The sequence below is a fragment of the Nocardioides turkmenicus genome, from assembly GCF_011045035.1.
Lineage (GTDB): Bacteria > Actinomycetota > Actinomycetes > Propionibacteriales > Nocardioidaceae > Nocardioides > Nocardioides turkmenicus.
This window is the reverse complement of the sequence record NZ_JAALAA010000001.1, coordinates 133,223-147,568: the sequence shown is the minus strand read 5'-3', so window position 1 is coordinate 147,568 and position 14,346 is coordinate 133,223. Positions and strand designations below refer to the sequence as shown.

Here is a 14,346-nt window from a genome sequence, read left to right as displayed (position 1 = left end):
ACGTGTCGAGCCAACGCCGAAGGCCCGGACCCCGTGCGGGATCCGGGCCTTCGACCGGTGCGGCTGTGCGCCCTTGATCAGCCGCGCGCCTGACGGTCGTACGCCGCGTAGCTCCGCTGCGTCGCGATGTGGCCGGCGACGTGCTTGGCGTCGTGCCAGACGCCCCAGATGAAGCTCGAGCCACGGCGGGAGAGCCAGGGGAGTCCGACGAAATAGACGCCGGGCTCGGTGGAGACGCCGCGGCGGTGGGCCGGGCGGCCGTTCTCGTCGAGGGCGTCGACCTTCAGCCAGCCGTAGTCGGTCGCGAAGCCGGTCGCCCAGATCACCGTGGTGATGCCGGCCTCGGCCAGGTCGACGGAGAGGACTGGCGTGGTCGCAGCCGAGGGGATCGGGCCGAGATTGCGGGCCGAGGGCTCCTCGGGGAGATCGATGCCGTTGCGAGCGACGTACTGGTCTGCGGCGTCGAGGAGGGCGAGGTAGCTGGCGTCGCCTCGGGCGATGTTCTCGGCCAGGTCCTCGCGGAAGGTGAGCGTGCCGGCGTCGAACCGGTCGGTCATGCCGACGAGCTGGATCCCGCCGGCCTCGAGCGTGCGGAAGTCGACGGTGTGGCCGCCGCGGGCGCCGCTGACGGCGATGGTGACGTGCTCGGCGCCGGCGGCCGGGGTCTCCAGGTCCCACAGGCCGAGGACGCCGAGCCACCAGCAGAAGTCGCGGCCGCGGTAGCTGCGCGGGGGACGGTCGTGCGGGCCGACGGAGAGGTAGACCTGGCGGCCGGAGCGCTGCAGCTCGTCGGCGATCTGGACGCCGGAGGAGCCGGTGCCGACGACCAGGACGTTGCCCTCGGGGAGCTGGTCGGGGTTGCGGTATTCGCTCGAGTGCAGCTGCCGACGGACCGCACCGTCGGGGACGATCGGCGGGTAGACCGGCTTCTGGAACGGGCCGGTGGCGGCGACGACGAACCGGGCGTCGATGACGCCGTCGGAGGTCTCGACCCGGAAGCCCGGACGACCCTCGTTGCGGGTCACCGAGGTGACCTCGACGCCGGTCCGGATCGGGGCGGCGATCTTCTCGGCGTACGCCTCGAAGTAGGCCGCGACCTGGTCCTTGGTGGCGAACGCGTCCGCGTCGACGTCCTGGAACTCCAGGCCCGGGAACCGGTCGTGCCAGGCCGGGCCGTTCGCGACGAGCGAGTCCCAGCGCATCGTGCGCCAGCGCTCGGCGATCCGGTCGCGCTCCAGCACGAGGTGGGGTACGCCGTTGTCGCTCAGGTGCTCGCTCATCGCCACCCCGGCCTGACCTGCGCCGACGACGAGGACCTCGATGTCTTCGTTTGCCATACCCGAAATCCTGAGGTGCGGCCCTGCGCATGTCCAACAGATGTTGTTGGCCTTATCCATCGGATCAGTTGATGCAGGAGTCGCCGCCGCCGTTGCATCTGTTTCATTGACGATAGTCGTTGGAAACATCTGTTGGACACATGCTCCGGGACGAGGTGAACTGGACGTCGTGGAGACCAAGAAGAGCAGCATCGTCGTCGGCGGACACACCCGGATCCGCCCGTTCAACACGAGCGTCACCTACCCCGAGCAGAACCTCGACAACGACCTGTGCCAGGCCGTCGTCGCGGGCAACACCGTCTACGTGCGGGGCCAGATCGGGCAGAACCTGGACACCAGCGAGTCGGTGGGCATCGGCGACGTCGAGGCGCAGACCGAGCAGGCGATGGCCAACATCAAGATGCTGCTCGAAGAGGCCGGTGCCGAGATGGAGCACCTGGTCAAGCTCACCATCTACATCGTCGACCCGCGCTACCGCGAGGTCGTCTACCGCACCATCGGCCGCTGGACGAAGGGCGTGCACCCGATCTCGACCGGCCTGGTGATCTCCGCCCTGGCCCGCCCGGAGTGGCTGGTCGAGGTCGACGCGATCGCGGTCATCCCGGAGGCGTCGAAGTGACCTTCTCCGTCCTCGCCACCGACGGCAACGGCGCCGTCGGCATCGCCGTGACCTCCTCCAGCCCGGCTGTCGCCGCGCGCTGCATCCACCTGCGCCCCGGCGTCGGCGGCGCCTCCTCGCAGAACATCACCGACCCGCGCCTCGGCACCGAGCTGCTCGACGCGCTCGCCTCCGGGCTCGACGCCCGGGCGGCGCTGGCCGCAGTCACCCAGGGCCGCGAGCACATCGACCACCGCCAGCTGACCGTGCTCGGTCTCGACGGGGCCGGTGCGGCGTACAGCGGGTCGGGCTCGCTCGGCGTGCACCACCACGTCGTCGCTCCGCGGGTCGTCGCTGCCGGCAACCTGCTGTCCGGCACCGAGGTCGTCGACGCCGTCGTCGCGGGCTTCGAGGCCGCGACCGGAGAGCTCGAGGAGCGGCTGCTCGCCGCGCTCGAGGCCGGGCTGGCCGCGGGCGGCGAGGCCGGACCGCTGCACTCGGCGGGCCTGTCGGTCGTACGCGACGTCGCCTGGCGGGTGACCGACCTCCGCGTCGACTGGAGCGAGCGCCCGATCGAGGAGCTCCGCGACCTGCTGAAGGTCTGGCTGCCACAGCGCGACGACTACGTCACCCGCGGTCTCGACCCCACCGCCGCACCGTCCTACGGCGTGCCCGGAGACGAGTGACCTCGATGGCCACCACCGCGAAGCAGGACGCCGCCGCGACCGTCAGCAGCGACGCCGGGCGGCTCATCCGGCTCTCCGAGCAGCTGCACGCCCACCCCGAGACCGCCTGGGAGGAGCACCGCTCCTCGCGCTGGGTCGCGGAGTCGCTCGAGGAGGCCGGGTTCACCGTGACCCCGGCCTACCTCGGCCTGGAGACCGCCTTCCAGGCGAGTTTCGGCAGCGGTCCGTTCCGGCTCGGCCTGTGTGCCGAGTACGACGCGCTCCCCGGTCTCGGCCACGCCTGCGGCCACAACCTGATCTCCGCGATCGCCGTCGGCGCCGCCCGTGCGCTCGCGCCCCTGGCCGACGCGGCCGGCCTGACGATCGAGGTCTACGGCACCCCCGCCGAGGAGGGCGGCGGTGGCAAGATCGAGCTGCTCGAACGCGGCGCCTTCGCCGGGCTCGACCTGGCGATGATGGCCCACCCGGCGCCCGTCGACGTGGCCGAGGCCGAGCCGTTCGCGGTCTCGCACTCGCACGTCGAATACCGAGGCAAGGCCGCCCACGCCGCGGCCTACCCCGAGCAGGGTGTCAATGCCGCCGACGCCTTCACCATCGCCCAGGTCGCGATCGGCCTGCTCCGCCAGCAGCTGCCGCCGACGGTGCGCGTGCACGGCGTGATGACCAATGGGGGAGAGGCGCCCAACGCCATCCCCGCGCGCACCGAGGGCCGTTGGTACGTCCGCGCCGAGAGCCTCGCCCAGCTCGCCGAGGCCGAGGAGAAGGTCTGGCGCTGCTTCGAGGCCGGCGCCCTCGCCACCGGCGCGACGTTCACGGTCGAGCCGGAGAGCAAACCGTACGCCGAGTTCCGCACGTTCGCGCCCGCGCTGGCGGCGTACCGGCGCAACGCCGAGGAGATCGGCCGGGTCTTCGACGACGGATCGCCGGCGCGCCGGATGAACCGGGCCTCGACCGACATGGGCAACGTCTCCCAGGTCGTGAACGCGATCCACCCCTACGTCGGCATCAACTCCGGCACCGCCCTCAACCACCAGCCCGAGTTCGCCGCGCACTGCGTCGGCGGGGACGCCGAGAAGGCGCTCCTCGACGCCGCGACCGCGCTGGCCTGGACCGCGCTCGACGTCGCCGACGAGGCGCGTTGTATCGAGCCTGTCGAGATGACCGCCCGATGACCGCCGTCGATGCCCCGTCCACCCGCACCGAGCACGACTCGCTCGGCGCGTTCGAGGTCCCGGCCACCGCCTACTGGGGCGTCCACACCGCTCGCGCGCTGCGGAACTTCCCGGTCAGCGGCACACCGGTCGGGAGCCATCGCTCGCTCGTCGCCGCTCTCGGCGCGGTCAAGCTCGCCGCGGCCCGTGCCAACCACGACCTCGGCCTGCTCGACGACCGCCGCCACAGCGCCATCGCCGCGGCTGCCCAGGACGTACGTGACGGGGTGCTCGACGACCAGTTCGTCGTCGACGTGATCCAGGGCGGCGCCGGCACCTCGACCAACATGAACGCCAACGAGGTCGTCGCCAACCGGGCGCTCGAGATCCTCGGCCTGCGTTCGGCAGCTACGACGTGATCCACCCGCTGGACCACGTGAACCGCTGCCAGTCCACCAACGACGTCTACCCGACCGCGGTCCGGCTCGCGCTCGTCGGCGCGATCGACCGCCTGGTCGAGTCGACGGAGGCCCTCGCCGACTCCTTCGCCCGCAAGGCGACCGAGTTCCGCGCCGTCCCCAAGATCGGACCTACGCAGCTCCAGGACGCCGTCCCGATGACGGTCGGCCAGGAGCTCGGTGCCTTCGCGACCACGCTGCGCGAGGAGCTGGCCCGGCTGGCCGACTCACGCACGCTGCTGTGCGAGATCAACCTCGGCGCCACCGCGATCGGCACCGGGATCACTGCCCACCCCGACTACCGCCGGCTCGCGGTCCGCCACCTCGCCGAGATCACCGGCCTGCCGGTGGTCGGGGCCGGTGACCTGGTCGAGGCGACCAGCGACACCGGCGCGTTCGTGCAGGTCTCCAGCGTGCTGAAGCGGATCGTCGTCAAGGCCTCCAAGATCTGCAACGACCTCCGGCTGCTCGCCTCCGGACCGCAGGCCGGCCTCGGCGAGCTCCGGCTCCCCGCCCGCCAGGCCGGGTCGAGCATCATGCCCGGCAAGGTCAACCCGGTCATCCCGGAGATGGTCAACCAGGTCGCCTTCTGGGTGATCGGCAACGACCTCACCGTCACCATGGCGGCCGAGGGTGGCCAGCTCCAGCTCAACGCCTTCGAGCCGGTGATGGCGCACGGCCTGCTCCAGGGCTTCACCTGGACCGCCGCGGCCTTCGACTCGCTGCGGGAGACGTGCGTCGACGGGATCACCGTGGACGCGGCCAAGCTCGCTGCCGCTGCCGCCACCAACGCCGGCCTCGCGACCGCGCTGACCCCGCTGCTCGGCTATGCGAGGTCCGCGGAGATCGCCAAGGCGGCCCTCGGCGGCGCCGGAGCGGTGCGGGACCTCGCGCTGGCGACCGGCGGACTCGACCCGGCGGTCCTCGACGCGCTGCTGCGCCCCGAGACGCTCGCCAACCTCGACGCGACCGGCTTCGACGGCGCCAACGGTGTCGACGGGGCGAAACGAGAGTGACGTCGGGCAGGATGGCTCGCATGGCCGAGCCGTCCTTCACCCTGACCCAGCTGCGCTACTTCGCGGCAGCTGCGGAGCTGGGCTCCATGACCGCCGCGTCACGGCAGCTGGTGGTCTCGCAGTCGGCCGTCTCGACGGCCGTGGCGCAGCTCGAGAAAGAGCTCGGCGTCCAGCTCCTCCTCCGCCACCACGCGCGCGGCCTGACGTTGACGGCCGCCGGCGAGGAGTTCTACCGCGAGCTGCGCAGCTACCTGGTGCACACCAGCGAGCTGGTCGAGGTCGCGCGCTCCGCGGGCCAGGCGCTCGTCGGCGACCTCACCATCGGCTGCTTCACCACCCTGGGCCCGTTCGAGCTGCCCCGGCTGCTGGCCGCCTGCGAGCAGGAGCACCCCGGTATCCACGTCTCCGTCCTCGAGGACGAGCACGCCGCGCTCAAGCACGCGCTTCGCTCGGGCCGCTGCGAGCTGGCGCTGATGTACGGCTACGACCTCGACGACGACATCGACCACGTCCGGGTCGGCGTCGCGGCGCCGTACGTCCTCGTCGGCAAGGGCCACCGGCTGGCCCGCCGGAAGAAGATCGCCCTCGCCGAGCTCGAGAAGGAGCCGATGGTGCTGCTCGACCTGCCCCACAGCGGCCAGTACTTCGAGCGGCTGGTCGAGTCGGCCGGGTTCCGCCCCGAGATCCGCCACCGCAGCGCCGGCTTCGAGACCGTCCGCGCGATGGTCGCCAACGGCCAGGGCTGGTCGGTGCTCAACCAGCGTCCGGCCAGCTCCACGACGTACGACGGTGCCGAGATCGTGACCCTGGAGATCAGCGATCCGGTCGAGCCTCTCGAGGTCGTGCTGGCCTCGATGAAGGGCGTGCGCCTCACCGCCCGCGCCCAGGCGTTCGTCCGCTCCTCGGGCCGTGCAGCACGTCGGCGGGAAGGCCGCTGACGCGACCTTCCCGCCGACGGCCGGGGGAGTGGTGGGTGGCTCAGGCCTGCGGGGCGAGCGCCACCTCGCTGGGAGCGAGCTTGCGGCCGCGCGCCAGCAGGTAGTAGATCGGCGCGGTCGCGACCAGGCCCAGGATCCAGCTCAGGTCGGCGCCGTTGAGCTTGTCCGCGACCGGACCGGTGTAGAGCGGCGTCGCCATGAACGGGATCTGCACGATGATGCCGATCACGTAAGCGAGGATCGCCTGGCCGTTGAACCGGCCGTAGATGCCGCCGTCGGCCGCGAAGATCGAGTCGAGGTCGTAGTTGCCGCGGTGGATCAGGTAGAAGTCGATCAGGTTGATCGCGGTCCACGGGACCAGCACGACGAGCAGCGCGAGCACGATGTCGACGAAGTGCGAGATGAAGTTGCCGGAGACGCCGATGGCGAAGTACGTCGAGGCGGCCATCACCACGAGCGAGAGCACCACGCGGCTGCGAGCCGTCGGGATCCAGGTGGCGACGAAGGTCTGCACGCAGGTGATCACCGAGAGCACGGTGCCGTAGAGGTTGAGTGCGTTGTGGCTGATCACCGACAGGAGGAACAGGATCAGCAGCGGGGTGCCGAAGGCCCCGGTGGTGTCGCGGACGCCGGTCATGACCTCGATGCCCGGCTTCATCGCCAGCGCGACGATCGCGCCGAAGGTGAACGGCAGGATCGAGCCCAGGGTGCAGCCGAGGTAGGTGGCGTAGAAGGTCGCCTTCACCCCGACGCCGGCGGGCAGGTAGCGCGAGTAGTCCGAGACGTACGGGGCGAACGCGATCTGCCACAGCGCACCCAGCGAGACCGTGGCGAGGAAGCCGGCGGTGCTGTAGCCGCCCTGCGTCCAGAAGCCGGCGGGCAGGCCGGAGACGAAGATGGCGATGGTGCCCAGCACGATGCCGATGCCGAGGACCCAGGTGGCGATCTTGTTGAGCGAGTGGATGACCTTGTAGCCGATCACCGCGATCAGGCCGGAGCCGAGCGCGCCGATGACGATGCCGGCTTCCACCGGGATGGGCTCGGCGATGCCGTGCAGCGACTGGCCGGCCAGGACGATGTTGGAGGCGAAGAACGCCAGGTACATCACGGCTGCGATCACCACGACGATCAGTGCGCCGTACGAGCCGAACTGGCCGCGGCTCTGGATCATCTGCGGGATGCCCATCTGCGGGCCCTGTGCCGAGTGCAGTGCCATGAAGACGCCACCCACGAGGTGGCCGACGATGATCGCGACGACGCACCAGAAGAGGTCGAGGCCGAAGACGGTGACTCCGGCGGCACCGGTGACGACGGGCAGGGGAGCGATGTTCGTCCCGAACCACAGGGTGAAGAGGTCGCGCACCTTGCCGTGGCGGTCCTCGGGTGGGATGTAGCCGATGGTGTGCTTCTCGACGACTGGCTGGTCTGGCATTTTTCATTCTCCCAATGGGTGTGAGGCGCACCACCCATGGTCGTGACCACCAGGTTCCTCTGGCAAACGAATCCTTTTGGGGTAAGGCATCGGCAAAACCGATGCACGGCCGGCTCGGCGCCAGGCATGAGCCGAGTGTCCCGCATACCCGTGCTCGCTTTCTTAGGTAAACCTTTCTAAGGTCAGCCTTACCAAATGAAAGGATGGCCGTGAAGCCTCTCTCCGCTGTTGTGGTCTCGGTCTCGGTTGCCCTGCTCGGGGCAACGCTCACCTCCTGCTCCTCCGACGACGCGCTGGTCGTCTACAACGCCCAGCACGAGCAGCTCATGGAGGAGCTGGTGCCGGCCTTCGAGAAGGAGACCGGTATCGACGTCGAGCTCCGCAACGGCAAGGACCTCGAGCTGGCCGCCCAGCTCGTGGCCGAGGGCAAGAAGTCACCGGCCGACGTCTTCCTCACCGAGAACTCACCGGCGATGGCCGCGGTCGAGCGCGAGGGACTGCTGGCGAAGCTGCCGGAGGATGTCACCGCGCCGATCCCGGAGCAGTACCGGCCGACGAGCAACGCCTGGACCGGGTTCGTGGCCCGCTCCACCGTGCTGGTCTACAACACCGACCAGATCACCGAGGCCGAGCTGCCCGCCTCGATGCTCGACCTGGCGAAGCCGGAGTGGAAGGGCAAGGTCTCCTTCTCGCCGACCGGTGCTGACTTCCAGGCGATCGTCGCGGGGGTGCTGGCGACCCAGGGCGAGGAGGCCACCAGGACGTGGCTCGAGGGTCTCAAGGCCAACGGCACCGTCTACGACGGCAACAACGTCGTGCTCGAGTCCGTCAACGCGGGCGAGTCGCCGGTCGGGATCATCTACCACTACTACTGGTACCGCGACCAGGCCGAGGCCGGCGAGGTCAGCGACAACTCGAAGCTCCACTTCTTCGGCAACCAGGACCCCGGCGCCTTCGTGAGCGTCTCCGGCGCGGGCGTGCTGGCCAACGCCAAGCACAAGTCCGACGCCGAGAAGTTCGTCGGCTACCTCACCGGCAAGACCGGCCAGCAGGGCCTGGCCGACAGCTACGCGCTGGAGTACCCGCTCAACCCCGAGGTCCAGCTCGACCCGCCGGTCAAGAAGTTCTCCGAGCTCGCGCCGCCCGCTGTGGCGGTCTCCGACCTCGACAGCGCCGCGGTGGTCGACATGATGACGGAAGTCGGTTTCCTCTGAGCAGCGTGCATCTCGGCACGTTGGACACCGTCCGGTACGGGCGGTGGCTGGTCCCGGCGCTGGCCGGCGCGATCGTCGCCGCCTGCCTGGTGCCGGTCGGGTACGTCCTGTGGTCGGCCGCGTCGGTCGGACCGGACGAGGCGTACGACTTCCTCGTCCGGCCCCGGATCGGTGAGCTGCTGTGGAACACCGGCCGGCTGATGGTCGGTGGGGTCGTCCTCTCCGTGGTGTTCGGGGTCTGCGGGGCGTGGGTGGTCGAGCGGACCTCCCTGCCCCTGGCCGGGTGGTGGCACGGGGCGCTGTGCGCGCCGCTGGCCATCCCGGCCTTCGTCAACGGCTACGCCTGGGTGGCGACCACCCACGCGGTGCAGTCCTATCCCGGGACGGTGCTGGTCGTCTCGCTGTCCTACTACCCGCTGGTCTACCTGCCGACGGTGGCCGCGCTGAGGCGCCTCGACCCCTCGCTCGAAGAGGTCGCGGCGGCGCTCGGGCGGCGGCCGCGGGAGGTCTTCACGCGCGTCGTCCTGCCCGCCCTCGCCCCGGCCGTCCTCGGCGGCGCACTGCTGGTCGGGCTGCACCTGCTGGCCGAGTACGGCGCCCTGCAGCTGCTCAACTACCCGACGCTGACGACCGCGATCCTGCAGCAGTACGGCACGGCCTTCAACGGTCCGGCCGCGACCCTGCTGGCCAGCGTGCTGCTGCTGGCCTGCCTCGGGCTGCTCGCCCTGGAGATGCTGGCCCGCGGGCCGGCCCACCGGGCGCGGGTCGGCAGCGGTACCGCCCGCCCCGCGCCGAGGACCCGGCTCGGCCGCTGGACCGCGCCCGTCGTGCTGGGGCTCGGGTTCTTCGTGGCGCTGGCCGTCGGCCTCCCCGCGGCCAGCCTGGTGCGCTGGCTGGTGAAGGGTGCCTCGGCCGAGCTCGACCTGGCCCGGATGCTCCCGGCCGCCGGCACCAGCATCGGCCTCGCCGCCGTCGCCGGGCTGGTCGCGACCGCTGCGGCTCTTCCGGTCGTCTGGCAGGCGGTGCGCCGCCGTTCCAGCTGGTCGCTCGGCGTCGAACGGGCGGCGTACACGACCAGTGCGCTGCCGGGCGTCGTGGTTGCGCTGGCCCTGGTCACGGTCGCGATCAGCTGGCTGCCGGGGCTCTACCAGACCCTGCCGCTGCTCGTGGCGGCGTATGTCATCCTCTTCCTGCCGCGGGCGCTCGTCGCGGTCCGCGGGGTGCTGGAGCTGGTGCCGCCGCGGCTGGAGGAGGTCGCGCTGACCCTGGGGCAGAGCCGGGCCGGGGCGATGCGGCGGGTCACGCTGCCGCTGCTCCTGCCGGGGCTGGTCACGGCCACCGCGCTGGTCGCGCTCGCGGTCTCGACCGAGCTGACCGCCACCCTGCTGCTGGCCCCGATCGGGACCACGACCCTGGCCACCGAGTTCTGGAGCGAGGCGTCGGCGGTCGCCTACGGGGCCGCGGCGCCCTACGCGCTGGCGCTGGTGCTGCTCGCGGTGCCGGCGACGGTGCTGCTGGGGCGCTCCTCGAGAGGGGAGGCCCGATGACTGCGCTTCAGGTGAGCGGGCTGCGCGCCGGCCACGGTCGGCGCGAGGTGCTCGACGGCCTCGACCTGACCGTCGAGGACGGTGTGACCGCCGTGCTCGGTGCTTCCGGCTGCGGCAAGACGACGCTGCTGCGGTGCGTGGCCGGGTTCATCACGCCGACCGCCGGCGAGATCAGGATCGCCGGCCGCTCGGTGGTCGGGCTGGCGCCGCGCCGGCGGGGGATCGGGTACGTCCCGCAGGAGGGCGCGCTCTTCCCGCATCTCGATGTCGGCGGCAACATCGCGTTCGGGCTGGGCCGTTCCGTCGGGCGCCCGGAGCGACAGGATCGTGTGGCTGAGCTGCTTCGGCTGCTCGAACTGCCGGGCGAGCTCGCCGAGCGCCATCCCCACGAGCTCTCCGGCGGCCAGCAGCAGCGGGTCGCGGTCGCTCGTGCGCTCGCGCCCCGGCCGGGTCTGGTGCTCCTCGACGAGCCGTTCTCCTCGCTGGACGCGGGGCTGCGCGAGGAGTCCGGTCGCGCCGTCGTGCGGGCGCTGCGTACGGCCGGCGCGGCAGCGCTGCTGGTCACCCACGACCAGGGCGAGGCGCTCTCGTTGGCCGACCAGGTGGCCGTGATGGCCTCCGGGCGGTTCCTCCAGGTCGGCTCCGCGGTGGACGTCTACCTGACCCCGGAGCATCCCGGCGTCGCCGCGTTCCTCGGCTCGGCGACGTTGCTGCCCGGCGAGGCGGGGCCCGATGGCAGGGTCGACTCGCCGTTCGGCGAGGTCGCGCTCACCGCGCCGCAGCCCGCCGGGCCGGTGACGCTGGTCGTCCGCGCCGAGCAGGTGCAGGTCTCGGCCGACGCCACCTCGGGCACCAAGGGCGTCGTCGAGGAGGTCTCCTTCTTCGGTCACGACGCCACCATCCGGGTGCGGCTGAGCGATGACGTACACGTCACCGCCCGCGTCGCCGGCACCGGGATCCCCGACATCGGGACCACGGTCGCGCTCGAGGTCGTCGGGCCGCTGGTCGGCTACGCCGGGGATCTGCGATGAGCTCCACGATCGCGACCGGCGCGCATCTGCTCCTCAACGGTAGGCCGGGGGATCCGGCGGTGATCACGGCCGAGGCGACGCTGACCTACGCCGAGCTGGAGCAGGCGGTGACGGACCGCGTGGCTGCGTACGGTGTCACGCGCGGGGTCGTGCTGCTCGAGGCCGGCAACGACCTGGACTCGGTGGTCGGCTACCTGGCCGCGCTCGCCGCTCGACGGCCGGTGCTGCTGACGCCGCCCGGCAGCGACCTCGGTGAGCTCCGGGCGCGCTACCGGGCCGCGTTCGAGGGCTCGGCGGTGCTCCACCCGGACCTCGCCCTGCTGCTGTCGACCTCGGGCTCGACCGGGTCGCCGAAGCTGGTCCGGCTCTCGCGGGACAACCTGGCCGCCAACGCGGCCAGCATCGCCGCCTACCTCGGGCTCACCTCCGCCGACCGGGCGATGACCTCGCTGCCGCTCCACTACTGCTACGGCCTCTCGGTGCTCAACTCCCACCTCAGCGCCGGGGCTGCGGTGATCCTCACCGACCTCTCGGTCGCCGACGAGTGCTTCTGGGAGGTCGCCGCCCGCAACGGCGCCACCTCGTTCGCCGGGGTGCCCTACACCTTCGACCTGCTCGACACCTCGGGCTTCGCCGAGCGCTCGCTGCCGTCGCTGCGCTACATCACCCAGGCCGGCGGCAAGATGCCGCCCGAGACAGTCCGTCGCTACGCCGCGCTTGGCGCGTCCCGCGGATGGGACCTGGTCGTGATGTACGGCCAGACCGAAGCCACCGCCCGGATGGCCTACCTCCCGCCGGACCTCGCCGCGAGCCGGCCCGAGGCGATCGGCATCCCGATCCCCGGCGGTCACTTCCGCCTCGATCCCGTCGACGGCGTGGGGGAGGGCATCGGCGAGCTGGTCTACAGCGGGCCGAACGTGATGATGGGGTATGCCGAGAGCGTCGGCGACCTCGCCCGCGGTCCCGAGCTCACTGAGCTCCGCACCGGCGACCTCGCCCGGCAGGCCGACGACGGGCTGTGGGAGATCACCGGCCGGCGCAGCCGGTTCGGCAAGGTCCTCGGGCTGCGTCTCGACCTCGATCGGATCGAGTCAGAGCTCTTGTCCGGGGGAGTGCGTGCCGTCGCGCCGGGTGGCCGCCTGCACCTGTTCACCACCGATCCCGGGTCCGTCGCCGGGCTGCCGGAGCGCGTCGGTGGCATCGTGGCGCTGCCACGCGCGGCGGTCCAGGTCCACCGGATCGACGAGGTGCCGCGTACGCCGAACGGGAAGGTCGACTACGCCACGCTCAACGCCTGGGCGAGCGTCGCCGACGCCGGCCCGCCTGCCGGACCGGCGGTCGAGGGGCTGGCCGCAGGCACGGACGCCGAGGCGCTGCGTACGGTCTATGCCGCCGTGCTGGGGCGCCCCGACGCGACCGTGGCCGACAGCTTCGTCTCGCTCGGCGGCGACTCGCTCTCCTTCGTCGAGATCGCGACCCAGCTCGGCGAGCGGCTCGGCACCCTGCCGACCGGCTGGCAGCACCGGAGCATCACCGAGCTCGCCGCGAGCGCGCGGAGCCCGCGACGCTGGCTGCGGCCAGTCGAGATCCCGGTCCTGCTGCGCGCCGTGGCCATCGTGGCCATCGTCGGCAGCCATGCGGATGTGTGGACGCTGCTGGGCGGCGCGCACATCCTGCTCGCGGTGGCCGGCTTCAACCTCGCCCGGTTCGGGCTCACCGCTCCGACCCGGGTTCTGCGCGCCCGTCGGCTGCTGCGGGGTGCGGCCGCGGTCGCGCTCCCGGCCGGCCTCTGGGTCGCCGCGGTGGCTCTGGTCAGCGACCGTTACCACTGGCCGACCGCGCTCGGGCTCAACCAGGCGCTCGGCAGCGACGAGTGGACCCGCGACTGGCAGCTGTGGTTCCTCGAGGTCATCACCTGGTCCTTCGCCGGGCTCGCCGTCCTGCTGCTGGTGCCGGTCCTCGACCGATGGCAGCGACGCCATCGCTTCGGTGCGGCGGTCGCGGTGGTGGGTGCGACCCTGGCGGTGCGGTATCTGTGGGTCGGCCTCGAGGCCGGCGCCACCGAGCGCTACACGATCGGCTGCGTCCTGTGGTGCCTCGCGCTGGGATGGGCCGCGGCCGAGGCGCAACGGCCGTGGCAGCGTTTCCTCGTCGCGGTGATGGTTGTGGTGGGGACGTACGGCTTCTTCGGCGACCCGGTCCGTGAGGCCACCGTCGCCCTCGGCATCCTCGTCCTGCTGATCCCGTGGCCCGCCCAGGTGCCGTGGCCGCTGGCCCGGGTGACCGCGGTGCTCGCCGCGTCGTCGCTGTGGATCTACCTCGTCCACTGGCAGGTCTACCCGGGGCTCGAGGCCGCGGGACTGGGGTGGCTCGGCGTCCTCGCCTCCCTTGCTGCAGGAGTGGCCGTCGCGCTCGGTCCGGCGGCCTGGGTGAGCCGCGCCCGGGTCGCTAGATTGACCGCGTGAGGATCACGGTCGTACGCGGGGACATCACCGAGCAGCAGGTCGACGCGATCGTCAACGCCGCCAACTCGTCTCTGCTGGGCGGGGGAGGGGTGGACGGGGCGATCCACCGGCGCGGCGGCCCGGCGATCCTCGAGGAGTGCCGACGGCTGCGGGTGGGGCACCTCGGTGGTGGGCTTCCCGTCGGGCAGGCCGTCGCGACGACCGCGGGGAACCTGCCCGCGCGGTGGGTGATCCACACGGTCGGCCCCGTGTTCGGCGAGGGCCACGACAATATCGGTCCGCTGGCCTCGTGCTTCCGAGAGGCGCTCCGGGTCGCCGACGAGCTCGGTGCGCGCACCGTCGCGTTCCCGGCTATCTCGACCGGCGTCTACCGCTACCCGCTCGAGGAGGCCGCGTACGTCTCGCTGTGGACCCTCGCCCGGACCCCGACCTCAGTCGACGAGGCCCGCGTGGTGCTCTTCGACCAGAAGGCG

The 14,346-nt window shown here is 71.8% G+C and carries 12 protein-coding genes and 1 pseudogene; 11 read left to right on the top strand and 2 right to left on the bottom strand.

The genetic code is table 11. The features are described 5' to 3' along the window. Positions 1 to 77: 77 nt before the first annotated feature. Entirely contained in the window at positions 78 to 1,337 is a 1,260-nt protein-coding gene (locus G5C66_RS00745; RefSeq protein WP_165108730.1) for a flavin-containing monooxygenase, read from the bottom strand. A gap of 169 nt (positions 1,338 to 1,506) precedes the next feature. Between G5C66_RS00745 and G5C66_RS00740 the strand changes: the two genes are divergently transcribed. The 6 genes from G5C66_RS00740 to G5C66_RS00720 are packed head-to-tail and all read left to right on the top strand — an operon-like array spanning position 1,507 to position 6,184. Then, the gene (locus G5C66_RS00740; protein ID WP_338144022.1) at positions 1,507 to 1,956 is read left to right on the top strand and encodes a RidA family protein; all 450 of its coding nucleotides are present in this window, start codon (positions 1,507 to 1,509) and stop codon (positions 1,954 to 1,956) included. Further along, positions 1,953 to 2,621, top strand: coding sequence for a DUF1028 domain-containing protein (locus G5C66_RS00735; RefSeq protein ID WP_165108728.1), 669 nt, complete (start codon positions 1,953 to 1,955; stop codon positions 2,619 to 2,621). Before G5C66_RS00740 ends, G5C66_RS00735 begins: the two co-directional genes overlap by 4 nt. Before the next feature lie 5 nt (positions 2,622 to 2,626). Further along, entirely contained in the window at positions 2,627 to 3,793 is a 1,167-nt protein-coding gene (locus tag G5C66_RS00730) for a M20 family metallopeptidase (RefSeq protein WP_165108726.1), read from the top strand. Beyond that, positions 3,790 to 4,191, top strand: coding sequence for a lyase family protein (locus tag G5C66_RS27115; RefSeq protein ID WP_277602061.1), 402 nt, complete (start codon positions 3,790 to 3,792; stop codon positions 4,189 to 4,191). Before G5C66_RS00730 ends, G5C66_RS27115 begins: the two co-directional genes overlap by 4 nt. Continuing rightward, positions 4,188 to 5,246 (top strand): lyase family protein, encoded by a 1,059-nt coding sequence (locus G5C66_RS26325; protein WP_338144021.1) that lies wholly within the window; start codon positions 4,188 to 4,190, stop codon positions 5,244 to 5,246. The genes G5C66_RS27115 and G5C66_RS26325 overlap by 4 nt, the downstream gene beginning before the upstream one ends. A gap of 20 nt (positions 5,247 to 5,266) precedes the next feature. After that, positions 5,267 to 6,184: a LysR family transcriptional regulator gene (locus tag G5C66_RS00720; RefSeq protein WP_165108724.1), complete on the top strand. Its 918-nt coding sequence runs from the start codon at positions 5,267 to 5,269 to the stop codon at positions 6,182 to 6,184. A gap of 40 nt (positions 6,185 to 6,224) precedes the next feature. Here G5C66_RS00720 and G5C66_RS00715 read toward each other — a convergent pair whose 3' ends face one another. Then, the gene (locus G5C66_RS00715; RefSeq protein ID WP_165108722.1) at positions 6,225 to 7,616 is read right to left on the bottom strand and encodes a purine-cytosine permease family protein; all 1,392 of its coding nucleotides are present in this window, start codon (positions 7,614 to 7,616) and stop codon (positions 6,225 to 6,227) included. 203 nt (positions 7,617 to 7,819) lie between these two features. Here G5C66_RS00715 and G5C66_RS00710 point away from each other — a divergent pair, with 203 nt between their 5' ends. The 5 genes and pseudogenes from G5C66_RS00710 to G5C66_RS25685 all read left to right on the top strand — a co-directional run. Next, complete coding sequence (locus G5C66_RS00710; protein ID WP_165108720.1) at positions 7,820 to 8,830, top strand: iron ABC transporter substrate-binding protein; 1,011 nt, start codon at positions 7,820 to 7,822, stop codon at positions 8,828 to 8,830. 5 nt (positions 8,831 to 8,835) lie between these two features. Continuing rightward, on the top strand, positions 8,836 to 10,377 hold the full coding sequence (locus tag G5C66_RS00705; RefSeq protein ID WP_338144020.1) for an ABC transporter permease: 1,542 nt from the start codon (positions 8,836 to 8,838) through the stop codon (positions 10,375 to 10,377). Then, a complete protein-coding gene (locus G5C66_RS00700; protein WP_165108717.1) occupies positions 10,374 to 11,408 on the top strand; it encodes an ABC transporter ATP-binding protein in 1,035 nt (344 codons plus the stop codon). Before G5C66_RS00705 ends, G5C66_RS00700 begins: the two co-directional genes overlap by 4 nt. Continuing rightward, positions 11,405 to 13,873 carry an AMP-binding protein gene (locus G5C66_RS00695; RefSeq protein WP_165108715.1) on the top strand — a complete coding sequence of 823 codons (2,469 nt, stop codon included), beginning with the start codon at positions 11,405 to 11,407 and terminating at the stop codon, positions 13,871 to 13,873. The genes G5C66_RS00700 and G5C66_RS00695 overlap by 4 nt, the downstream gene beginning before the upstream one ends. Continuing rightward, a pseudogene (locus tag G5C66_RS25685) lies at positions 13,870 to 14,346 on the top strand (O-acetyl-ADP-ribose deacetylase); the annotation flags it as partial. The gene G5C66_RS00695 and the pseudogene G5C66_RS25685, both read left to right, overlap by 4 nt.